The organism is Bacillus paranthracis (assembly GCF_001883995.1).
In the GTDB taxonomy this organism is placed as follows: Bacteria; Bacillota; Bacilli; order Bacillales; family Bacillaceae_G; genus Bacillus_A; species Bacillus_A paranthracis.
This window is the reverse complement of sequence record NZ_MACE01000022.1, coordinates 21,970-44,225: the sequence shown is the minus strand read 5'-3', so window position 1 is coordinate 44,225 and position 22,256 is coordinate 21,970. Positions and strand designations below refer to the sequence as shown.

The following is a 22,256-nucleotide window of genomic DNA, read 5'->3' as shown; positions in this document are numbered from 1 at the left end:
AATAGATAAAAATAATTAGGGATATAGTAAGAAGGGAGAAGAATGGGATGCGTAAAGAAGAAGTAGTGAAGTTTCCAATTAAAGATTTCTGTAGCTACTTTACTGTTGCCGTAGTATGTATTGGGTTATTTGATATCATAACAAACTTAATTGTTAAATAATATAGATGACAAAACAAGAAGGGAGATCCTTTCTTGTTTTTTTTATGGGGGAATAAAGGTGAAGTGGATTGATAGTCATATACATGTTGACCAATATAAGGATGAAGAGAAAAGTAAATTACTTAAAGATGTGGAACATAGTAAAGAGATAAAGGGGCTTATTGCAGTATCTATGAATTATCAATCATGTAAAGAAACTTTATCTTTAGCAAAACTATATCCTTTTGTACATCCAGCAATAGGTTTTCATCCGGAGCAACCGATTCATAAAGAAGAATGTGAGCAAATTTATAAATTAATTGAAGAGCATGTAGATGATATAGTTGCGATTGGTGAAGTTGGCTTACCGTATTATTTAAGAAAAGAAGATGAGCGCATTGCTATCAATTCGTATATATCAGTGTTACAACGGTTTGTTGAACTAGCTAGTAAATATGATTTACCAATTATATTACATGCAGTGTATGAAGACGCTGATATTGTATGTGATTTACTGGAGAAATATAAAGTTTCACGTGCACACTTTCATTGGTTTAAAGGAAGTGAAACAACAATGAAACGGATGATGAGGAATGGTTATTACATTTCTATCACGCCAGATGTTTTACATAAGGAGAAGATTAGAAAAATTGTTTCGTATTATCCTCTTGAATATATGATGGTAGAAACAGATGGACCGTGGGAATTTCAAGAGGGTGTTATGACACATCCGAGAATGATTCGAGAGGTATTAAAGGAAATTAGTGTTATAAAAAACGTAGCTGTTGATAAGGTTGCAGAAACGATATATGAAAATACGATTCAATTTTACCCCGCTATTTTCCAGAAATTAAGACCCTGAATGATTAAGATTTCACTTTATTTGAAGGGATAGGAGAGTTTCTCTTATCTCTTTTTTATGGATATTTTTTCTAATATTTTCTATAATTTGTGATGTATTTAATTTGATGAAGAAAGTAGGGGAGAAAATGGGGAAAGCATATAAAAAAATAGCTATTACAATTATGGTTGGTGCACTTTCACTTGTAGCGTTTGGTTGTGAAACAGAAAAAAAGACTATAAATTCAAATGCCACACAAGAAAATAAAGAAGTACAAATTGATCCAGTAGTTGAAAAACAGATGAAAGAAAATGAGAAAAACGGGAATTTGGTTGGAAACATCTCTAACCAAGGAAAGATGGCAGAGAGTAAAGGTTGGATTTACTATTCTGTAAATGGTGATAAAAATACAGGAGGCATTTATCGTACGAAAGATCAGTTTCAGACTTCGGAACGTGTAGTGGAAGGTGTAAATGCTTCTTACATAAATATAAAAAACAAAGCTTTATATTTTATTCATACGGATGAAGAGAAGAACGCGGGAGTATCTTCTCTAATGAAGTATGATATATCTAATAAAAAGTTAGATACGTTAAAAGCGGATACAAATTATGTTTATATAAAAGATCAAACTTTATTTTATCCGAAAAAATATTCTGAGCATGGTGGTTTTGATATTGTAGGGATCGCAAAAATCAATTTGAAGACGGGACAGGAAGAAGAAGCGGTATTTAAAAATTCTGGTTGGTCTCGAACGATAGATGATAGTATTCTACATTGGAATAAAAATCGTGGAACACAAATGACAAAGGATAATAAAACTTGGTCAAAAGAAAATTATGCAACAATATCTAGTGCTACGTATAATAATGAAAAATTATATGCTGTTGTCGACTTTTCGTTACCTTTTGAAACAAATGAAGCTGAGCATGGCATATATGAAATAGACGTTCAACAAAATAATGAAAAGTTATTGGTAAAGGATGCCTTGCAGATGAATGTGAAAGGGGATACTTTTTATTATTTAAAAAAGGATGGAGTATATAAGAAGAAAATAAATGGTGGAAATGAAAAAGTAATTTATAATAAAGCGTTTGAACCAACTAAATCCTATTTATATTTTGTAGCAGGAGATATGTATCTCTATACGGATAATGGAACTATCATGAATTTGGATACAAAGAAATCAAATGAAGTAAAAGATAAGAAGCTAGCAGATAACGTTATGTTACAGAAAGTATGGAATGCACAGAAGGAACTGACTAATGTTCAAATGGCTGCACTAACAGGAAACCCAAAACGAGTAGGGGATTTTTCATACGGGGAATTAGTGAACCCTATTTATAATAAGAAAGATAATTTAGAGACTACGCTATCTACGTACTTCTCAAAATCATTTATAGCAGAGTATATGAAGAGTAAATATATTAAAGAGTTAAATGGAAAAATGCACTATGCTATTGGAGATCCAGGGTCAAAAGCAGCAACTAAATTTACAAAAATTATTTCTGCTGAGTTAAAGGATGGGAAAATAAAAGCGCAGGTTGAAATGTATAATGACTATGATAATGTAACGGAAACAGTAGAAGTTGAATTTATTTATGAACATAATCAATGGGTTATTAATAATATGCCACGTTTTGGTTTAAGTTAAAAAAACCACCAAGCATTTTGCTTGGTGGTTTTGTATTAGGATTCTAATTTTTTCGCACGTCTTAATAATAAGAGAAAGACAATGACGAGGAAACCGAGTATAAGGAAGAATCCATATTGTTTTATATAATCTATTATGTCACTTGCGCTTGTTGGTTTTTCAACGTGAATGCCGTCTTTATTAGTAGTGATATGAATATCTTTCATTTTCACTTCATTTGTTTCTTTTTGTAAATCAATCCATTCTATATTTGGAATACTTTCTAGATCCTTTAGTACTTCTTTTAATGGTTTTACACCTAAGTAAGGATGATAGAATGCACCAATAACTCCATCGGATAATTTGGCAACAGATACAGCATTTGCTTTCATTTTAGCAATAGCGTGTGGTTTATCTTCTTCGATAAATCCAACTGTTTCAGGCATTAATTTCATGCCATGTAAAAATGATGGTGTACTTCTGTATGCCGGAGAGTGCATAGATTTCCAAGTTGTGTCACTTAACTGTAGTTGTCCTACATAAGTTGAAAAGTATCTTGATAATATTTCATATCCTTTTTGAGACATCGTGTAATGAGGTGCTTCAAATGCGACCGGATATAGTTTGGCATCTACAAGTTCTTGAATGCCTTTTTCAATATGATCAGTCGTATATTTTTCTTCAAATTCTTCCCCTTTTTTTACGTATGTATTATATGCCTCTATATTAGGGAAATCATCTTTTGTTTTTGGTTTTTCATGCTTCGGTTGACGAATTGGTTGGTCTGTTTTTACGTCCCAAAATTCAAAACCTTCACCAGTTTCACTATCATAAAATTGGTGAGTATAACCATGCATAATAATTGCTGCACCATCATCTTGCATAGAGCGTAAAAGATCGACTAGTTCGGGTTTATCTTTTAAATGTAGTGTTTTACCTGTTTCTGGATCCGTATATACAGGAATAACAGTGATCATGTATGGCATCTTTTTCTCTTTTAATAATTCAGCAATTTCTTTTAATTGATTTATATCTGCGGCTGGATGAACGTCTTCAAGACGTAAATAAGCTTCCACTTTATTTTTCGTTGGCTTTTGTTCAAAGTAAGAAAATAGGCTTTCGCCAATATAATAAGATATCCAATCAAAGAGGTTAGAAGTTGCAACATAATAAGAATTATTTTGTTGTACAATTAATGGGTAAGTAGTATTTCCTTTTAAAGCATTGGCAAGAATTGTTCCATTTGTATCAAGGTTTTTAATGGATCGTTCGTCCTCTAATGTATTCTTTAGTTTACGTGTTGGATATTCAATTGTATCAGAGTTTATATCTTCATTTTTAAGTATAATAAATGAAAAACGTTTGGATAATTGTTCTATATTTTGACCTAAAACGAGTAGTGGTCCTGAGAAATTTTCTAGAAATTCTTTTGTTTCAGTGGGAAGTTCTTCTTGTTTTTCACCTATGTAAATAACATGTGTATATGAAGATTTATCAGTTATTCCAGCTAACTGTTTTATGTTTTTTATTGTTATGTTATTAGTAAAATGTCCTACTTGTGTATTAAGTATTTGGGTATCACTTGTAATTTGATCATCGCTCGAACTGTATAAAATAAGGACTTTTGGATTTTCGTTTTTTTGTGCGGAAATAGGGACAGGAATTAATAGTAGTAAACTAAATAAGAGTAGCAACCATTTTTTCATATTATTATTCTCCTAGTTTATATTTAGAATTCAGTTTACAATTATATACAAAAAATATGTTTCAGTCTATGAAAGTTACATTTTTTCACGTATTTACCAGCTGTTTTTTCACAAAATCGGTCTAAAGCATGATGATAATATGTATAGTTATTTGCTATGATAAAAGAGTAAGAGAATGATAGAATGTGGGTAATTGTAAAGGGAAGAAGGCTGAAAGGGGACAAATTTCAGCGGAGAAAGAGGTAGAGGTAGTGAAGAAATTCTTTGTAGGATTTTTAGTTGTTCTTGGAGTGTACTTATACTTCCAAGGAAAGTCTGAAGGAATGGGCAAATTAGTAAATGAGACAAGCTATGTTGACTCAGAAGAAGCAAAACAGATGAAACAAATTATTATAGAGGAAGCAAAGAAAGTCAATCTTCCAGAATGGATACCTCTTACAATTGCCGAACATGAAAGTCGATTAAATCCAAGAAGTGTTGGAGATAACGGAACTTCATTCGGATTGTTTCAATTGCATCGCGGTGGTGGACTTGCACCGGATCATTTAACGGATGACGAGCTGAAAGATCCACGTACAAATGCGCAAATTGCAATGCCGCATTTAATGAAAGGATATAAGCGCGGGGTGCAAAAAGGTTTGACGGATTTTGCATTATTAAAATATATAGCAAATACATCTGGATGGCCAGGGAATTTAGGGCCAGAGTGGACGGATAATAATATGAAGTATAACATCGGATTAGAAGATGTGTACTATCGAAATAAAGGTGTAATTAAAGAGTAGGTTTTTGATACCTACTCTATTTTTTTGTGGATAATCGCGTCGTTTTGTTTTGTGAAATACGCTGCTAGTTGTATTTTTACGTCTTCTAGTTTGGTGGAAACTTGCGGTATTTTATATCCTACATATAACGGTGAAACGACAAATCTAGGAACAACTTTACAAATGATTTTTCCGTTTAAGTAATAGAAGAATAAGTTATAACTACTACATCCTTTATGGAAATCTGTCAGTATGTAACGTACAGTTTGCTGAATATAAGTTGCTAGTTCATCTATGCATCCAATATCTTCAATAATGATATTAAATTCAGTAAAACCGATAATAGGACGATCTGAGATATTGAGTTCAATGTGTTCGTTCTTTTGAACAATTACGCCTTGGAAGTTGTCGTGTTCTACGTTATCGAGGTAGTTTACATATTTCATTCCAATAATCTGCATGTGTGCATGATGCAAACTTCCACCTGAGAATGGACCATGATTTTTGTATAAAATTACAGATGTGAATTCTTCATTCTTCTGTAAATCTAACCAATGTTTAATGGAGAAACGAATTAGCGATTTCATATGTTCTTCTGTATATGTCGCAATATGGTCTTCACAATTATCTGTTTCGATTAGCACCGTTTGAAATGTATCTTTTAATGTAGGAAATTTGTTTTTTAGCCAAATAATTGAGCCCTCAATTGCTAAAATATCCGTTAAATTTTCTCTGTCACAAAAAGGACATGCAGCGCTTCTATTCCGGATGCTTTCTGGTTTTTGTTTGCCAATATCGTTTAAAAAGTATAGTTGTTGTGTATCCATTTGTATATATGCCCCTTTAAAATATGTGTAAAAATCCCGCTTAATACATTCGGGATAAGGAGAAGAAAATCCTTTAAAGGGAATATAAAAAATAAAAGACAAGATATCCTCATTAAGATAGGGTACCTTGTCTTTTATTTTTTCTTTAATAATGTGTATGGATAATATAGATCGTTTTTATTATGCTTCTTTTCTCTATTTTTTATTGTGTATAAGGCAATTGCTGTACTTGCGATTACAAAAATGGCTTTCTTCATATTCACATACCCCTTTTTATTGTTGGTTTAATTCTTGGCTAACTGCTTTTGCATCAACTAGAGCGTGTAAAATCATTTTTACCATGTTCATCATATTCTTTCACTCCTTTTTATAGTTCATTTAGTTCTTTTACAACTGCTTGTCCGTTCACTAATACCTCAAAGATTGCTTTTACGATTTCTTTCATCATGATTGTTTCCTCCTTTTGTTGTCTCTCTTGTTTACATCTTTATTGTATAGGGAGGCATCTTTTCGTACTATCGCTTTCCATTACGTGAACATAACAGTTTTGTAAGATTTGATGTCACTTATTGAAATGTTTAGTCTATCTTCATTATTTTCAGAAAAATGACTATTCAAACATGAAATGGGAAAGTATAATAAAGAAGTAAGTATTAAATTCCGTACGAAAGAGGTGAATGAGATGAAACGTTCTTTAGCTGCACGTGCCAAATTTTTAGATTTTATCTATTTTTGTCGTGCGATTTTTCATGATGTAGTTGTTAACGGGATACGTCTGTCCTTTTTTAACAATTGCATAGTAGCTATAGAACGGTAGAAATCTCTTCACCCATTTTTAATAAACGTGTGAAAAGGGAGCTATTTAGCTTCCTTTTTCTATACCGAAAACCATGGGGAATGTTTCTTTCCCATGGTTTTTTATATTGAAAGGAGTACGGAAAATGACAATTTGTAGTGTAAATAATGTAACGAAATCTTTTGGTGGAAACATCATATTTGAAAATATATCGCTTGAAATAAAGAATGGTGAACGTGTTGGATTAGTTGGTCGTAACGGTAGTGGGAAGACAACAATCTTTCAGCTTTTAACTGGAATGGAAAGTTTGGATGCAGGGGCCATTCATATGAAGAAAGGTACACGTATTGGTCATGTGGCACAAATTCCGAAATTTGATGAGAGTATGACTGTATATGAAGTATTGAGTTCCGCTTTTAAAATAGAAAAGGAATTAGAAAGAGAGATGCGTACTTTAGAAAAAGATATGGCGGAAGAACAGGAATCTTCTGTTTTACAAAAATTAATGGAAAGATACGGAATCATCCAAGAAAAGTTTGCGTTTCTTGGTGGTTATGAAATCGAAGCGAACATTATGAAGGTAGCAAATGGTTTACAGGTGACAGAACTATTCCCACGATCATTTGTGGAGATAAGTGGTGGAGAGCAAACAAAAGTAAGCCTTGCATACATGCTGTTGCAGAAACCAGATTTACTTTTATTAGATGAACCAACCAATCATTTAGATTTATTTGCAGTCGAATGGTTAGAGCAATTTTTAAAAGAATACAACGGAACAGTTATGGTTATTTCACATGATCGCTATTTCCTTGATGAAGTTGTAACGAAGATTTTTGATTTAGAAGATGGAGAGATTCACGTGTATCATACAAACTATTCTCGGTTTGTTGAAGAGAAGGAAGAAAGGTTGCTTCAGGAGTTTCAGGCTTATCAAGAACAGCAAAAGAAAATAAAGAAAATGAAAGAAGCAATTAAGCGACTACGTGAATGGGCAAATCAGGCGAATCCTCCAAATGAAGGATTGCATAAGAGAGCAAGAAACATGGAACGTGCACTGGAACGTATGGAAAAACTAAAGAAACCTATTTTAGAACGAAAACAAATGGGACTTCAGTTTGAAGGGCAAGAGAGAAGTGGAAAAGATGTTGTTGTAATGAAAGAAGTGAGTAAAGGGTTTGCGGAACATCTTTTATTTAACGAAGCAAACTTACATGTTCGTTTTCAAGAGCGTGCAGCTATTGTTGGTCGTAATGGTACAGGAAAGACAACGCTATTAAAGTTATTATTAGAAGAAATAGAACCAGACGCTGGAGAAATTCGAATTGGAAGTAGTGTGAAAATCGGTTATTTATCCCAGCATGCGTACGGAAATATGAAGAGTAACGTATTGGAGGCTTTCAGGGAATGTGTAGCTGTAACAGAGGGGGAAGCGAGACATATATTAGCTAAATTTTTATTTTATGGTCCAGCGGTGTTTAAGAAAGTAACGCAACTGAGCGGTGGAGAAAAAATGAGGTTAAGACTTGCCCAACTTATGTATCAAGATATCAATTTTTTAATTTTAGATGAGCCGACAAATCATCTCGACATTGAATCAAGAGAAGTTTTAGAGGAAGCTCTTGAACAATATAATGGAACGATTTTAGCTGTTTCACATGATCGTTATTTTTTAAATAAGTTATTTGAAAAGACGTATTGGATTGATGAGCGTAAATTATTTGAGTTTGCAGGGAACTATGCATGGGCGCGTCAAAAGTGGGAGGAAAAGCTCGAGACGCAAGTGATAAAGCAGCAACGCCAAGGAAGAAAAAATATTGAAACAGTCCCTGTAAAAAAGAAAGAAGTTAGGAATATTGAGGAGATTGAAACCGAGTTAATGCATGTTGAAGAAGATATATATACGCTTGAGTGTAAGATGGAACAAGTAGTTGATGTTGAAATGCTTGAACAATTGTATGAAGAAAAAACGAAGAAAGAGTTGTTACGAGCGAAGTTATATAATGAGTTAGAGAATATCATGGAGTAAAGAGATTAGAATGAAAGAGCAAGTTGTTTTCTCATGTTTTGAGGGGGGGCTTGCTTTTTTTTTGTGTAAGGAAAGAGAAGTAATTGGTATAATTTTCTTGTTATTATAATGAAGAGATGCACTTTAGGTTATTAAAATGTGAGGAGAATTTTATGTTAGGATACGCGCGAATTGTTACAATCGTCATGATTTGTTTTGTTTATGCAAACCATGTTTCACGTGAAACAGCACATTTGCAATTTTTTGTGGGTACAGCACTTTTTATTTATATTGTGAATCATATTTTGCTAGTAAAAGTGAATGAAGGTAAAAAACTTGTTTTTTATACACTATTAGCAAATGGGATAGTCACAGCTTTATTAGGTTTTTTATTTCCCGAGACATGTTTATATTTAATTATATTTGGAATTGATGCAGTAGGGCTATTTATTCATGAATTTCGTAGAAGTATGATGTACTTTTTTATTACTTTTTTCTTTCTTTGTTGGTTTATAAATATATTACATGCGTATCAACATACAGGTAGTTTAGAATTGGAGAGTAATGCTATTAATTTTATGTTCATCGTTTTTAGTGCTTTAGCTGGAAGTTTAATAAAAAAACTTACAGCTGCTCGGAAAATGGTAGATGAGCAATATGAGGAATTGACATTGTCTCATACAGCTCTAAAAGAAGCGCATGAACAATTACGTCTATATGCCAAAGAGGTAGAAGAATTGACAGCCGTTCGAGAGCGAAATGATATTGCCCGAGAAATTCATGATACTGTCGGTCATAATATGACAGCTTTACTTGTCCAATTACAACTGGCAGAGGCTTTGTGGAAACAAAAGTCGGACGCTACGGAAGAGGTTTTACATACATGTCATGGGCTAGCCAGGAAATCACTTCAAGAGGTGAGAGCGTCTGTACATGCCTTAAAAGAAGAAGGTAAACTAGGGAACATAATAGAGAATATGCGTGAAATGTTACATGGATATTCTAAAGCGACGAAAGTACAAGTATCGTTTCAATTACAAGGAGATCCGGTTGTGATTCCGCTGTCACTACAGCCTACACTGCTCCGGGTTATGCAAGAGTCTTTAACAAATGCAAAGCGGCACGGCAAGGCGAGTTTATGTGAAGTGAGTTTAACTTGTTCGGCGAAAAAAGTTAAACTATGTATTTTGGATAATGGCGTGGGAGTTAACGAGGTAAGCCCAGGTTTTGGTTTACTTAATATGAGAGAACGAGTAGAGGAACATGGTGGAACTATTCAATTTGAGAGTGAGATAGAAAAAGGCTTTCGGTTACAGATTGAATTTTCACTTCAGGAGAAAACGTGGTTAATAGGGGGAACTGTATGATTCGGATTATGATTGTTGATGATCAATCACTCATTCGTGATGGTTTAGCGATGTTATTAAATTTACGTCAGGAACTTGAAGTAGTGGGAACTGCTACAGATGGAGACGAAGTGATACAAAAGGTGAAAGAGTTACATCCTGAAATTATTTTGATGGATATTCGGATGCCCCGTATGAATGGTGTTGAAGGAACACGTTTAGTTAGAGAACAGTTCCCTCATATAAAGGTACTTATGTTGACGACTTTTAGTGATAGTGAGCTTATCTTTGAAGCATTGGAGCAAGGAGCAAGTGGTTATTTATTGAAGGACATGGAGACAGATGCAATCGCTCAAGCAATTTTAACGGTGCATAGTGGAGGGGCTGTGCTTCCTCAGGATATAACAGCGCAAATTATAAAAGAATTAAAAAAGACAAAAGTAGCAGTAGAGTGCACCACACCAGAACAATTAGCACAATTAACTGAGCGAGAAGTAGATGTTTTAAGGGAAATTGGACTTGGGTTAAATAATAAAGAGATTGCGGAAAAGTTATTTATTACAGAGGGAACTGTTAAGAATCATGTTTCTAATTTAATTAGTAAGTTAGAACTGAGAGATCGAACGCAAGCAGCCATATACGCAGTAAGGTATGGCATCACGATGTACACATGACTTTTGGCATATATAAGTGTGAAAAAGCAGCAGAATTTGCTGCTTTTTTATTTTGTATTTCTATCTCAAGGATGATGGAGAGAAGAAGGAATTTTTCTACAATAAAAGTGTAGATGAATGCAAAGGGGCTGAATCAGTATGTTAGTCATAGATCATATTACGAAATCATTTGGTAAGAAGGAAATCATAAAGAATGTTTCTTTTGAGGTGAAGAAAGGGGAAACATTTGGATTGCTTGGTCCAAATGGAGCGGGAAAATCAACGACGATATCAATGATTTGCGGGTTAATTTCATACGACAGTGGTGATATAAAAGTTGGTGGGAAATCAGTAAAAGAATATCCATTAGAGGCGAAAAAGAAAATTGGTATTGTTCCACAAGACATTGCGCTCTATCCAACACTTTCAGCGAAGGAAAATTTGGTTTTTTGGGGAAAAATGTACGGTTTAAATGGAAAAGTTGCAAAAGAGCGAGCGGAGGAAGTATTAGCTTACGTCGGTTTACAGGACCGTGGAAAAGATAAAATTGAAACATTTTCAGGTGGAATGAAAAGGCGTATTAATATTGGTGCAGCACTTATGCATGAGCCAGAGTTGTTAATTATGGATGAACCGACAGTTGGGATTGATCCGCAATCGAGAAACCATATTTTAGAGACTGTTAAAAAGTTAAATGAAAAAGGGATGACAGTTATTTATACGAGTCATTACATGGAAGAAGTAGAGTATTTATGTGAAAGAATTGCAATTGTTGATCATGGAAAGGTAATTGCATTAGGAACGAAAAGGGAGCTATGTAATCGCCTGGCGGATGGGTTTATAGTGAGATTGCAATTAAATCGTTATAGTACGGAACTGCTACAAAAGTTGAAAGCACTATCTGTTGTTGAACGAATTATTTTTGATGAAGATAATAGTACGATTGATATTGGGCTAAATGGTGGCGAGTCCATTGGTACAGTTGTGTCAGTAGTTGTGGAGAACAACGCTCAAATTTTAAAGCTTGAAGTGCAAGAACCGAATTTAGAGGCACTCTTTTTACAATTAACAGGACGTTCACTTCGTGATTAAGGAGGTTAGTGCGAGATGAAAAGTTTTATTATTGCATGGAAAGATTTAAAAATACGTTTAATTGATCGGCGCGGATTTATGATGATGTTAATTATGCCGCTTTTATTAACAGCGATTTTAGGTTCAGCGTTAAGTAATATATTTGATAATGGTGGACTACCCAAAACAGTGATTGGCTATTATCAAGTAGGAAATGATGAGTTTGCAGATGTCTTTCAAAAAGACGTATTGCAATCTAAAGAATTAAAAGATGATGTGAAAGTAAAGATAGTTAATTCTCAGGAAGAGCTTGAAGATATGTTAAAGGAAAAGAAAATCGATGTGGGAATCGTCATCCCGAATAAATGGAGCGAACAAGTACAAGATGGAAAATTAAAAGAACCAAAGGTGTTTATAGACCCATCAAAAGATATACAAGCGAAAATCGCTGAATCAATGGTCCGCTCTTTTTCAGAGCGTGTTCAAACAGTTGCGGTATCTACTAAAAGTGTTGTGACGGAATTAGCAAATTCTCAGCATAGTAATGTGGAACAAGTTGCAAAAGAAGTAAGTGGAGATTTACAAACAGTAGCAACTTCGGGTGCAGATAACATTGAAAAAGGAACGATAGGTAAAAAAACAGTTGCAGCGATGCAATATTATGCCGCAGCGATGTTAGTCATGTTTTTACTATATAACATAACAGTAGGTGCAAAGTCAGTTGTAACAGAGCAACGAACTGAGACGTTGGCGCGTTTGTTCAGTACACCGACGAGTTCATTTTCAATTTTATTCGGGAAGTTTTTAGGTACATTATTATTTGCTTGTATACAATTTGGGATATTTATAGTTGCTACACACTTTATGTTTCATGTGGAATGGGGCGGAGACTTATCTCAAATAGTAGCGGTGGGAATGTCTTATGCAATTTGTGTTTCGGGTTTATCTATGTTAATTGCCGCTTTTATTCGTGAGGAAAAAACGGCAGATGTAATGGGAGGAATCGGTATTCAAATACTCGCTATATTAGGAGGATCGATGTTACCAATTTACGTATTCCCTGATACACTTCAAACCATTGCGAATGTTGCTCCGAATAAATGGGCACTTACAAGCTTTTTAAATATTATGTCGGGAACATCTTGGGATGTGTTACTCCCTGTTATTTTTAGTTTATGTGGTGCAGGAATTGTCTCCGTTATGATAGGGACATTACGTTTACGTACGAGATAGGAGGGAGAAATGATGAAGAAGGTTTGGGCACTTTGTTGGCTAGAGTTAAAACAAATTTTAATAAAACCACAAAGTTATATACTTATGTTTGGAATGCCTATTATTTTTACACTCATTTTCGGCGGACTTTTAGGTGGAAGTGGGAATAAGAAAGTAAATGTTAGCTTAGTAGATGAAGATGGTTCTGTATTATCTAGCAAGTATTACGAGGACATACAGAAAAGTGACTTAATTTCTATAGAGAAGGTAACGTATAAGGAAGGCAAACAGAAGATTGAAAACAAAAAATCATCCGGCATAGTTCTTATTCCGAAAGACTTTCAAAAGAATATGTTAGATGGAAGGGTAGAAAATATTCAGTTTCAAGCTAGTGCTGATTTTACTGGTGGAACTTCTGTAGAGCAAGTATTGGCAAGTGCATTAAAAAAAATGGAGATAGAAGTTAGTGCAGCGAGAGATTTTGAGAAGAAAAGTAACGCTTCGTGGGAACCTATGTATAAAGAAATCTATACAAAAGTAGAACCTGCTTCGATTCAAAAAGAATCAATTTCACATGATGATCAAAAGTTAAATAACGTTACAGGGCGAGCAGCGGGATTTTCAATTCTATTCGTTATGATTGTTATGTTAAGTGCGACGGGGACTATTTTGAAAGCTAGACAACTTGGTGTTTGGTCTCGTTTATTAGAAGCACCAGTTTCAAAAGTTCAAATACTAACGGGATATATCCTTTCATTCTTCTTAATAGGATGGATTCAATTTGGTGTTCTAATGATATTAACGAATTCCTTATTTAATGTGCAGTGGGGAAATTTGTTAGGGGTTATTATACTCGTTTCCGTATTATTATTAGCTGTCATTGGTCTAGCCTTATTATTAGCAAGTATCGTGAAAACAACAGAACAACAGTCTGCATTAGGTAATATCGTTGTGATTTCAACATGCATGATTGGTGGCCTGTATTGGCCAATTGAAATTGAACCAGCATGGATGCAGACAGCAGCAAATTTTGTTCCGCAAACTTGGGCGATGCGTGGCTTTACGGAGTTAATTGTAAGGGGAGGTACATTGGCTGATATAGGAGGATATATTGGTATACTCATTTTATTTGCAGGAGTCTTTTTCATAATTAGTTTAACAAGAATACGTTACGACTGAAAAAAACAGAGTTACAGCTTTACACGCTGAACTCTGTTTTCTTTTTGTGTCGTATCTTCCCTTGTTGAAATGATAATAGCGATCCCGAGCATCATAAAAAAAGCTAAAAAGAGGACGAACTTTGGGAAGAACGGGAATAGTAATAGCGCCCCGACTATCATAATTGTTAATAATACGTAGTGAAGGACGTATTGGAATAGGTTGTCCATGTTTTCGCCCCCTTTTTGGTAATTGGTTATTAGTATTCTATGTTTCATACGGAACGAATAGAAGTGAATTTTTAATTTTTTAATACGAAATAAAAAAGAACGGTTGACATGTTTAAAGGAAAGGAATAATCTTGAAATCAATTCATACTATTTTTATAGGAATAATAAATATAGTTGCAGGAAGGAGTCCTATGTTCCTACATCGTTAAAAATTAGGAAGGTAAAGGTGATAGTGCAATGAAAAATGTTTTTAAAGGAGCAATTGCTACATTTTTGAGTGTATCAGTATTACTAGCCGGATGTGGTCAAGAGGAAGCGAGTACAAACGAGGCCAGGAACGTCCCGAAAGTAAAAGATGAATTTATTCAGGCAAGCGACAAAGCAAAAAGTCCCGTAAAAGCAAAAGAAAGAAAAGATACTTTTGTAGTTGGAATGCCGAGTCCTGGAGGGATATTCCTTCCGCACTTTATGGAGAATGGATGGGATGGTAATATAACGCAAGCTATCTTTGCACCTCTTGTTGGACTCGATAAGGAAGGAAAACCAATTCCAATTTTAGCGAAGAAGTGGGATATTTCGGAGGATCAGCTTACATACACGTTCTATTTGAAAGATGGTTTAAAGTTTAGTGATGGATCACCACTAACTGCAGATGACGTAGCATTTACATTAACGCTATTACACGATCCAACTTATAGTGGAGCGACTGATATAAGTCAAACAGCAATAAAGGGTGGGCAAGCGTATAAAGAAGGAAAGGCAACCTTTATTGAGGGAATTCAAGTCATTGATCCGAAAACAATTACGATTACGACTGAAAAGGTAAATGCTCAAACACTATCATTAATCGGTGGAGAAGTTATATCTAAAGCTTATTACGGGAAAGAGTATAAACAAGGGCACCTAGAGTATTTAAAAGAGTTGTATGGAAAACCGATGGGAGCAGGAGCTTATAAGTTAGATAAATATATTCCTGGTCAAGAGGTTCGATTTGTAGCTAATGAAAATTATTTTGAAGGAAAACCGAAGATTGAGCACTTTATTTATAAAATTTCAAAAGGTGATACAAAGCTACAACAATTTCAAGCCGGGGAAGTAGATTATGATGGTTTTACGACAAACACGGAGACGATTGAACAGTTAAAGGATTTAGGTTTTGCCAATATTAATGTATATACGGGAAGCTCTTATGGTTACATTAAAATGAATTATAAGAAACCATACTTTAAAGATAAGCGTGTCCGCCAAGCATTTATTTACGGATTAGAGCGTCAAAAAGTTATTGATACGTATTTCCAAGGTTATGCTTCACTCGTTAATGTACCGATTACGCCAGTTTCTTGGGCGTATACAGAAGAAGGGATTAATAAATATGAGTATAACTTAGAGAAAGCAAAGAAATTATTGGATGAGGCTGGATGGAAAGCTGGTCCAGATGGAATTCGCGAAAAAGATGGCCAAAAATTGAAGGTAAGTTATTTTGCTTCTTCTGCAAGTAAAATAAATGATGTAATGATCCCGGTGATGAAAGAGGATTATAAAAAGCTTGGTGTAGAGTTTAATCCAGAATATATGGACTTTAATACGATGATTTCAAAAGTGATAAAAGGTGATTATGATTTAGCGATGGTATCTACGCCAATGATTGATGATCCGAGTGGAACGATTGAAGAGTTTGTTTCAACAAGTAAACGAAACTATGATGGGTACCATAATCCGAAAGTAGATGAATTAGCGAAGCAGGCACTAGAAACATTAGATATTGAAAAACGAAAAGAAATTTATAAAAAGTTGTACCAGGAGTTGAGTGAAGATCCGCCTGTAATCTTCTTAAATAATAGTAAAGTTGTGTCTGCACATCATGCACGCATTCAAGGATTACAAGAAGATAACTATAACGGTATTTTGTTAAGTTTACCTAAATTAAAGATAGAATAATAATTTTTGAAAAATTTTAAAAATATTTATTTAGAAAGAATTGACAAAATATAACGGAAGATATAAGCTAATAACCATAAAGTCTACCGGAAAGGTCGGAATAGGATTGTTACCCCTCAAAAACATCTATTTTTTTACGATTAAAACCGACTTTTCCGATTGGCTATAAATGTTGCTGTGGGAGGCATACATAAGGTAATAAGTTCAAAGGGTATCACTATTAAAAAGTTAGGGTGGGGACAATGAAGAAAAAGACAAAAAAATGGGTTGGTGTATTTTCGGTATTACTGAGTAGTTCGCTTGTGTTATCTGCTTGTGGGGGACAGGAAGATACTGCTTCTACGGAACCGGTAAAAAAACAAGACTTAAAAGACGCTAAGATTGAATCAATTCCAGCTACAGATAAAAAGAAAAGTCCAGAGAAAGCAAATCAGCGAAAGGATACTTTTATTACGGCCATTTCTAAGCCAGGGGGAGTTTTCCTTCCATATTTCCAAGAGAATGGTTGGGATGGAAATGTAACGTCTGTAATTTTTGCATCACTAGTAACAACAGACAAACAAAGTAAACCCATTCCGGACCTTGCAGAAAAATGGGATATTTCTGCTGATCAGTTAACATATACATTCCATTTACGTAAAAATCTAAAATTTAGTGATGGTTCGCCTTTAACGGCTGAGGACGTAGCATTTACATTAACACTACTTCATGATAAAGCGTATGAAGGTGGAATGGACATTGCTCAGTATGCTGTTAAAGGTGGAAAAGAATATAAAGAAGGAAAAGCAACTTCTATTGAAGGAATTCAAGTTATTGATCCACAAACAATTAAAATTACAACTGAAAAAGTTAATTCACAGGCGCTAATTAATTTAGGTGGTCCAGTGCTATCAAAAGCTTATTATGGAAAAGATTATAAACAAAATACAAGTTTAGACTATTTAAAAGCATTATATGGGCAACCAATTGCGGCGGGTCCATATAAATTTGAAAAATATGTTCCAGGTCAAGAAGTACGCTTTGTTGCTAACGAACATTATTATGCAGGTAAACCAAAAATCCAAAACTTTATTTACAAAATCACATCAGGTGATACTGGATTCCAATTATTCCAAACCGGTGAACTGGACTATAGTGGATTTAGAGCAAATCCTGAGAATATAGACCAATTAAAAGGATTAGAGTTTGCAAACATTAATCTTGAATCATCAAGTGATATTGCTTATATCTATGTAAATAATAAGAAATCGTATTTGAAAGATAAAAAGGTACGTCAAGCACTTACTTATGGATTAGACCGTAAGAAGTATGTGGATACAGCTTTACAAGGATATGGATCTGTTGCTAACGTACCAATTGCGCCAGTTTCATGGGCATATACAGAAGAAGGTATTAATAAATATCCACACGACGTAGAAAAGGCTAAAAAATTATTAGATGAGGCTGGTTGGAAGGTAGGTTCTGACGGGGTTCGTGAAAAAGATGGTCAAAAATTAAAATTAACATACTACGCATCAAATACAGGTAAAACAAATGATATCTTTATTCCAATTGCAAAAGAAAGTTACAAAGAAATAGGTGTTGAATTAAATCCAGAGTTGATGGACTTTAATACGATGCTTTCAAAAGTAGGGAAAGGTGACTACGATTTAGCGGCAGTTTCAACACCAGGAATTAGTGATCCAAGTGAAGTTGTAAGTGATTACTTATCGACTAATCCAAAAAGTGATACGGGTTATAGTAATCCGAAAGTAGATGACTTGATTGTAAAAGGCATAGGGACGACAGATATTGAAAAACGTAAAGCAATTTATAAAGAACTGTATAAAGAGTTAAGTGATGATCCACCAGTTATTTTATTAAATTATCGTAAACTACTTTATGCTCATAATGCACGTATAAAAGGAATTGATCCAGAAAAGTACGATAGCATCAGTTCCAACTTACCAGTGTTATCTATTGAACAATAAGGGTTGACCTAAATAATAGAAGACGTTTTTTCACACAGCAATGGAATGGTAGCTGTTTTGAAAAAATGTTCTTCTATTTTTAAGTAAATAGGATTGGGGAGACAAAAGGTGAAAACATATATCATTCGTAGGTTCCTTCAAATGATCCCTACATTGTTTGGTACATCTATTATTATTTTTTTCTTATTTGCACTTTTGCCGGGAGATTATATCGATTCAAATCCGAAGTTAACACCAGAGAGAGCCCAAGAATTAAGGGAATTATACGGCTTAAACAAACCAATTATTGAAAGGTATTTTCATTGGTTAGTGAATGCGTTGCATGGTGATTTTGGATTTTCTTTACAGTACCAAGAACCAGTAACTTCATTACTTAATAAATTCATTTGGAATACATTTATTGTTGCTGTTGCAGCTTTATTTTTCACTTGGATTATTGCTCTTATTATTGGGGTTATTTCTGCAACAAAGCAGCACTCTTGGTTTGATAGATTGGTAACAATCGGTGTCTTTGCAGCAATGTCATTTCCATCATTCTTTATCGGACTATTTTTAATAAAATTATTAGCAGTTGATTTAAAGTTATTACCTATTGGTGGCATGATTGATATCGGGAGTAACTCAACAGGGATAGCATACATATTAGAAGTATTACGTCATATGATTCTACCTGTATTTATTTTAACGCTTCTTGGTGTAGGATCGTTAACACGATATTTTAGAACCGGCATGTTGGATGTTATTAGACAAGATTATATTCGTACTGCTCGTGCAAAAGGCTTAAAAGAAAGAAGCGTTATTTATAAACATGCATTGAAAAATGCAATTTTGCCAGCAATTACATTACTCGCTTTTGAATTACCAGGTTTATTTTCAGGAGCTATTATTATTGAACAGATTTTTAACTGGCCAGGAATCGGGAGTATTCAATTAGAAGCATTAAACTTCCGTGATTATACAGTATTAATGGCCTTTACGATGTTTCTTTCGTGTTTAACAATTATGGCTAATTTCTTAGCAGATATTGTATATGCGTTTGTTGATCCAAGAATTAGATTGAAGTAAGGGGGGAAAGATATGGAGACCATTACACCAATAATAGAGAAAAAGAAAGAACGGAAAAAGAGAAACGAATCATCACCATGGCGCCAAGCGTATAAAAAAATTAAGAAAAATAAGATGGCATTGTACGGATTATACGTTTTAATATTTATGTTTTTATTTAGTTTTATCGGTCCAATCTTTTCACCATATGCTGATGGAAAAGTACAAGTAACACAAATTAATAAACCACCCAACCTATCACATTGGCTTGGAACAGACCAGTTGGGACGGGATATTTTAACTAGACTTATGCAAGCAGGTCGTATTTCATTAACAATTGGTTTAGCGTCGATGCTACTATCCGTTATACTAGGAGCTTTATTAGGAGCAATTGCTGGTTTTTATCGAGGGGTTGTGGATCATTTAATTATGCGTGTTGCGGATGTGTTAATGTCCATTCCGGGATTACCGCTACTTATTATAATGGGAGCAATTTTATCAGAATGGAAATTACCATCAGAATACCGTTTATATGTTGTAATGATTATTTTAAGTTTAGTAGGATGGCCAGGACTTGCTCGTCTTGTGAGAGGACAAATTTTAACATTGCGGGAGCAAGCATTTATGCAAGCAGCAGATGTATTAGGATTAAAGGATTCTCGAAAAATTATTCATCATTTAATTCCTAATGTCTTTCCGTTGCTTATTGTTGTAGCAACTTTGGGCGTGGCTGGATCTATTTTAAGTGAGTCCGCACTAAGCTACTTAGGTCTCGGCGTTGTCCCACCTACACCATCATGGGGGAATATGATTAGTGCAGCGAACTCATTAATTGATTTTCAAAAGCGCCCATGGTTATGGATTCCGCCTGGTTTTGCAATCTTTATAACAGTTGTATCCATTAATTTACTTGGTGATGCACTTCGTGATGCGTTAGATCCAAAGATGAGACGGTAGGTGAGGGAATATGAGTAAAGCAGTAGTAGAGCTAAAAGATTTACAAACACACTTTCAGACAGAAGAAGGAACAGTAAAAGCTGTGAATCATGTTAGTTTTTCTGTTCGAGAAGGTGAAACTGTTTGTGTTGTAGGTGAATCTGGTTGCGGGAAAAGTGTAACGGCTTTATCTATTATGGGACTTATTGCTGAATCAGGTAGTGTAGTAGGTGGAGATATTTTATATGAAGGAAAAAGTCTTTTAGGAATGAAAGAGAAAGAGCTTCGTAGTTTACGAGGGAATGATATTGCGATGATTTTCCAAGAACCGATGACATCGCTAAATCCAGTCTTTACTGTAGGGGAACAAATTGTAGAGACGTTAAGGGAGCATGAATTACTTAGTAAAAATGAAGCATATAAGAAGGCAATTGAGTTAATTCGTAAAGTCGGTATAGCCCGCGCGGATGAAATCGTCCATTCTTATCCACACGAACTGAGCGGTGGTATGTTACAACGTATTATGATTGCTGTTGCACTTAGTTGTAATCCTAAGTTATTAATTGCTGATGAACCGACAACGGCTCTTGATGTTACGATTCAAGCTCAAATATTAGATTTATTAAGGCAAATAAAAAAGGAATTTAAAACATCCATTTTATTAATTACACATGACTTAGGTGTCGTAGCGGAAATGGCTGATTATGTTGTCGTTATGTATGGTGGGAAAGTTATTGAAGAAGCACCGGTACTAGAAATATTCCAAAATCCGAAACACCCGTATACGAAAGGTTTGTTAAAATCAAAACCAGTGATGGGAAAACGAATAGATAAACTATATTCTATTCCAGGGCAAGTTCCTAATTTAGTTGGTTTGGATGAGTTTTGCTACTTTAGCGGCCGTTGTGAGCATTGTATGGAAATATGTAAAGAAGAAGCGCCAAGTTTGAATGTACATGATGAGAATCATAAAGTTGCTTGCTGGTTATATGAGGAGCGTGCGAAACAATGAGTGAACCATTATTAGAAGTAAAAAACTTAAAAACATATTTTCCAATTAAAGGCGGCATATTTAGTAGAACGGTTGGACATGTAAAAGCAGTTGATGGAGTAAGTTTTACTATTAATAAAGGTGAAGTATTCGGCCTCGTTGGTGAATCGGGAAGCGGAAAAACAACGATAGGAAAAACAATTTTACGTCTCGTCCAAAAAACGGAAGGGGAAGTGAAGTTTAAAGGGCAAGATGTTCACTCTTTATCTAAGGAAGAATTGAGAAAACATCGTCCTAATATGCAACTTGTCTTCCAAGATCCATTTAGCTCATTAAATCCGAGAATGAGAATTGGGGAAGCGCTTGGTGAACCGATGTTAGCTCACGGATTAGCGACGAAAGAAAATGTTCGTGAAAAAGTGACAGAAGTATTAGAGTTATGTGGCTTAGCCCCATATCATATTGATCGGTACCCTCATGAATTTTCGGGTGGACAACGCCAACGTATCGTTATTGCAAGAGCTATGGTATTAAACCCAGAATTTATTGTAGCTGACGAACCTGTGGCAGCATTAGACGTATCTATTCAAGCACAGATCATTAATTTATTTAGTGAGCTACAGGAGAAAAAGGGATTATCTTATTTGTTCATTTCACATGATTTAAGCGTAGTAGAGCACTTATGTACGAAGATTGGAATTATGTATTTAGGAACGATTGTGGAAACAGCGCCGCGTGATGAGTTATTTACGAATCCACTTCATCCGTATACGAAAGCATTGTTATCCGCTGTTCCAATACCAGATCCAACAGTGAAGCGAGAGAGAATCATACTAGAGGGTGACATTCCAAGTCCAGCGAATCCACCTTCGGGGTGTCGTTTTCATACACGTTGCCCGTTTGCAACAGATATTTGTAAACAAACGGTACCTGAATTTCGTAATGTTGGTGAGGAGCATTTTGTTGCTTGTCATCATGTATAAAAGAAAAAGACT

The 22,256-nt window shown here is 34.7% G+C and carries 20 protein-coding genes; 16 read left to right on the top strand and 4 right to left on the bottom strand.

Annotation, left to right across the window (positions count from 1 at the left end):
• Positions 1 to 219: 219 nt before the first annotated feature.
• Together BAQ46_RS10890 and BAQ46_RS10885 are read left to right on the top strand one after the other, a co-directional pair.
• Complete coding sequence (locus BAQ46_RS10890) at positions 220 to 1,002, top strand: TatD family hydrolase (RefSeq protein ID WP_000871072.1); 783 nt, start codon at positions 220 to 222, stop codon at positions 1,000 to 1,002.
• A gap of 127 nt (positions 1,003 to 1,129) precedes the next feature.
• Complete coding sequence (locus BAQ46_RS10885) at positions 1,130 to 2,635, top strand: DL-endopeptidase inhibitor IseA family protein (protein WP_071741915.1); 1,506 nt, start codon at positions 1,130 to 1,132, stop codon at positions 2,633 to 2,635.
• A gap of 35 nt (positions 2,636 to 2,670) precedes the next feature.
• Here the strand turns inward: BAQ46_RS10885 and BAQ46_RS10880 are convergent, their stop codons facing one another.
• A complete protein-coding gene (locus BAQ46_RS10880) occupies positions 2,671 to 4,320 on the bottom strand; it encodes a DUF2334 domain-containing protein (protein ID WP_061130861.1) in 1,650 nt (549 codons plus the stop codon).
• Between the two features lie 251 nt (positions 4,321 to 4,571).
• Here BAQ46_RS10880 and BAQ46_RS10875 point away from each other — a divergent pair, with 251 nt between their 5' ends.
• Positions 4,572 to 5,105 (top strand): transglycosylase SLT domain-containing protein, encoded by a 534-nt coding sequence (locus BAQ46_RS10875; RefSeq protein ID WP_000713259.1) that lies wholly within the window; start codon positions 4,572 to 4,574, stop codon positions 5,103 to 5,105.
• An 11-nt stretch (positions 5,106 to 5,116) separates the two neighbouring features.
• Here the strand turns inward: BAQ46_RS10875 and BAQ46_RS10870 are convergent, their stop codons facing one another.
• The gene (locus BAQ46_RS10870; RefSeq protein ID WP_061130862.1) at positions 5,117 to 5,911 is read right to left on the bottom strand and encodes a DUF4931 domain-containing protein; all 795 of its coding nucleotides are present in this window, start codon (positions 5,909 to 5,911) and stop codon (positions 5,117 to 5,119) included.
• Positions 5,912 to 6,045: 134 nt separating this feature from the next.
• Positions 6,046 to 6,174: a hypothetical protein gene (locus BAQ46_RS10865; protein WP_061130863.1), complete on the bottom strand. Its 129-nt coding sequence runs from the start codon at positions 6,172 to 6,174 to the stop codon at positions 6,046 to 6,048.
• 419 nt (positions 6,175 to 6,593) lie between these two features.
• Here BAQ46_RS10865 and BAQ46_RS30330 point away from each other — a divergent pair, with 419 nt between their 5' ends.
• The 7 genes from BAQ46_RS30330 to BAQ46_RS10830 all read left to right on the top strand — a co-directional run bounded on the left by BAQ46_RS30330 (position 6,594) and on the right by BAQ46_RS10830 (position 14,173).
• A complete protein-coding gene (locus tag BAQ46_RS30330) occupies positions 6,594 to 6,728 on the top strand; it encodes an RAxF-45 family protein (protein ID WP_000830642.1) in 135 nt (44 codons plus the stop codon).
• Between the two features lie 124 nt (positions 6,729 to 6,852).
• A complete protein-coding gene (abc-f, locus tag BAQ46_RS10855) occupies positions 6,853 to 8,733 on the top strand; it encodes a ribosomal protection-like ABC-F family protein (protein ID WP_071741914.1) in 1,881 nt (626 codons plus the stop codon).
• 152 nt (positions 8,734 to 8,885) lie between these two features.
• Entirely contained in the window at positions 8,886 to 10,079 is a 1,194-nt protein-coding gene (locus tag BAQ46_RS10850) for a sensor histidine kinase (protein ID WP_071741913.1), read from the top strand.
• Positions 10,076 to 10,732: a response regulator gene (locus tag BAQ46_RS10845; RefSeq protein ID WP_000619343.1), complete on the top strand. Its 657-nt coding sequence runs from the start codon at positions 10,076 to 10,078 to the stop codon at positions 10,730 to 10,732. Before BAQ46_RS10850 ends, BAQ46_RS10845 begins: the two co-directional genes overlap by 4 nt.
• A 138-nt stretch (positions 10,733 to 10,870) precedes the next feature.
• A complete protein-coding gene (locus BAQ46_RS10840; protein ID WP_061185325.1) occupies positions 10,871 to 11,803 on the top strand; it encodes an ABC transporter ATP-binding protein in 933 nt (310 codons plus the stop codon).
• 15 nt (positions 11,804 to 11,818) lie between these two features.
• Positions 11,819 to 13,015 (top strand): ABC transporter permease, encoded by a 1,197-nt coding sequence (locus BAQ46_RS10835; RefSeq protein WP_000834534.1) that lies wholly within the window; start codon positions 11,819 to 11,821, stop codon positions 13,013 to 13,015.
• Between the two features lie 12 nt (positions 13,016 to 13,027).
• Positions 13,028 to 14,173 (top strand): ABC transporter permease, encoded by a 1,146-nt coding sequence (locus BAQ46_RS10830; protein WP_061185326.1) that lies wholly within the window; start codon positions 13,028 to 13,030, stop codon positions 14,171 to 14,173.
• 11 nt (positions 14,174 to 14,184) lie between these two features.
• Here BAQ46_RS10830 and BAQ46_RS10825 read toward each other — a convergent pair whose 3' ends face one another.
• Positions 14,185 to 14,382 carry a hypothetical protein gene (locus tag BAQ46_RS10825; RefSeq protein ID WP_000369262.1) on the bottom strand — a complete coding sequence of 66 codons (198 nt, stop codon included), beginning with the start codon at positions 14,380 to 14,382 and terminating at the stop codon, positions 14,185 to 14,187.
• Positions 14,383 to 14,619: 237 nt separating this feature from the next.
• Between BAQ46_RS10825 and BAQ46_RS10820 the strand changes: the two genes are divergently transcribed.
• The 6 genes from BAQ46_RS10820 (at position 14,620) to BAQ46_RS10795 (ending at position 22,244) form a co-directional block, all read left to right on the top strand.
• Positions 14,620 to 16,320, top strand: a complete 1,701-nt coding sequence (locus BAQ46_RS10820; protein ID WP_061536079.1) for an ABC transporter substrate-binding protein — start codon at positions 14,620 to 14,622, stop codon at positions 16,318 to 16,320.
• Between the two features lie 242 nt (positions 16,321 to 16,562).
• Positions 16,563 to 18,290: an ABC transporter substrate-binding protein gene (locus BAQ46_RS10815; protein WP_071741912.1), complete on the top strand. Its 1,728-nt coding sequence runs from the start codon at positions 16,563 to 16,565 to the stop codon at positions 18,288 to 18,290.
• 108 nt (positions 18,291 to 18,398) lie between these two features.
• On the top strand, positions 18,399 to 19,355 hold the full coding sequence (locus BAQ46_RS10810; RefSeq protein WP_000860690.1) for an ABC transporter permease: 957 nt from the start codon (positions 18,399 to 18,401) through the stop codon (positions 19,353 to 19,355).
• 12 nt (positions 19,356 to 19,367) lie between these two features.
• The gene (gene opp4C, locus BAQ46_RS10805) at positions 19,368 to 20,291 is read left to right on the top strand and encodes an oligopeptide ABC transporter permease (protein ID WP_000447961.1); all 924 of its coding nucleotides are present in this window, start codon (positions 19,368 to 19,370) and stop codon (positions 20,289 to 20,291) included.
• 10 nt (positions 20,292 to 20,301) lie between these two features.
• Positions 20,302 to 21,282, top strand: coding sequence for an ABC transporter ATP-binding protein (locus tag BAQ46_RS10800; protein ID WP_000030784.1), 981 nt, complete (start codon positions 20,302 to 20,304; stop codon positions 21,280 to 21,282).
• Positions 21,279 to 22,244, top strand: coding sequence for an ABC transporter ATP-binding protein (locus tag BAQ46_RS10795; protein ID WP_001294512.1), 966 nt, complete (start codon positions 21,279 to 21,281; stop codon positions 22,242 to 22,244). The genes BAQ46_RS10800 and BAQ46_RS10795 overlap by 4 nt, the downstream gene beginning before the upstream one ends.
• Positions 22,245 to 22,256: the final 12 nt, after the last annotated feature.

Coding starts and splice junctions, on each gene's coding strand:
- BAQ46_RS10885 (WP_071741915.1), top strand. CDS start 1,130: ATGGGGAAAGCATATAAAAAAATAGCTATTACAATTATGGTTGGTGCA.
- BAQ46_RS10880 (WP_061130861.1), bottom strand. CDS start 4,320: ATGAAAAAATGGTTGCTACTCTTATTTAGTTTACTACTATTAATTCCT.
- BAQ46_RS10870 (WP_061130862.1), bottom strand. CDS start 5,911: ATGGATACACAACAACTATACTTTTTAAACGATATTGGCAAACAAAAA.
- BAQ46_RS30330 (WP_000830642.1), top strand. CDS start 6,594: ATGAAACGTTCTTTAGCTGCACGTGCCAAATTTTTAGATTTTATCTAT.
- abc-f (WP_071741914.1), top strand. CDS start 6,853: ATGACAATTTGTAGTGTAAATAATGTAACGAAATCTTTTGGTGGAAAC.
- BAQ46_RS10850 (WP_071741913.1), top strand. CDS start 8,886: ATGTTAGGATACGCGCGAATTGTTACAATCGTCATGATTTGTTTTGTT.
- BAQ46_RS10845 (WP_000619343.1), top strand. CDS start 10,076: ATGATTCGGATTATGATTGTTGATGATCAATCACTCATTCGTGATGGT.
- BAQ46_RS10840 (WP_061185325.1), top strand. CDS start 10,871: ATGTTAGTCATAGATCATATTACGAAATCATTTGGTAAGAAGGAAATC.
- BAQ46_RS10835 (WP_000834534.1), top strand. CDS start 11,819: ATGAAAAGTTTTATTATTGCATGGAAAGATTTAAAAATACGTTTAATT.
- BAQ46_RS10830 (WP_061185326.1), top strand. CDS start 13,028: ATGAAGAAGGTTTGGGCACTTTGTTGGCTAGAGTTAAAACAAATTTTA.
- BAQ46_RS10825 (WP_000369262.1), bottom strand. CDS start 14,382: ATGGACAACCTATTCCAATACGTCCTTCACTACGTATTATTAACAATT.
- BAQ46_RS10820 (WP_061536079.1), top strand. CDS start 14,620: ATGAAAAATGTTTTTAAAGGAGCAATTGCTACATTTTTGAGTGTATCA.
- BAQ46_RS10815 (WP_071741912.1), top strand. CDS start 16,563: ATGAAGAAAAAGACAAAAAAATGGGTTGGTGTATTTTCGGTATTACTG.
- opp4C (WP_000447961.1), top strand. CDS start 19,368: ATGGAGACCATTACACCAATAATAGAGAAAAAGAAAGAACGGAAAAAG.
- BAQ46_RS10800 (WP_000030784.1), top strand. CDS start 20,302: ATGAGTAAAGCAGTAGTAGAGCTAAAAGATTTACAAACACACTTTCAG.
- BAQ46_RS10795 (WP_001294512.1), top strand. CDS start 21,279: ATGAGTGAACCATTATTAGAAGTAAAAAACTTAAAAACATATTTTCCA.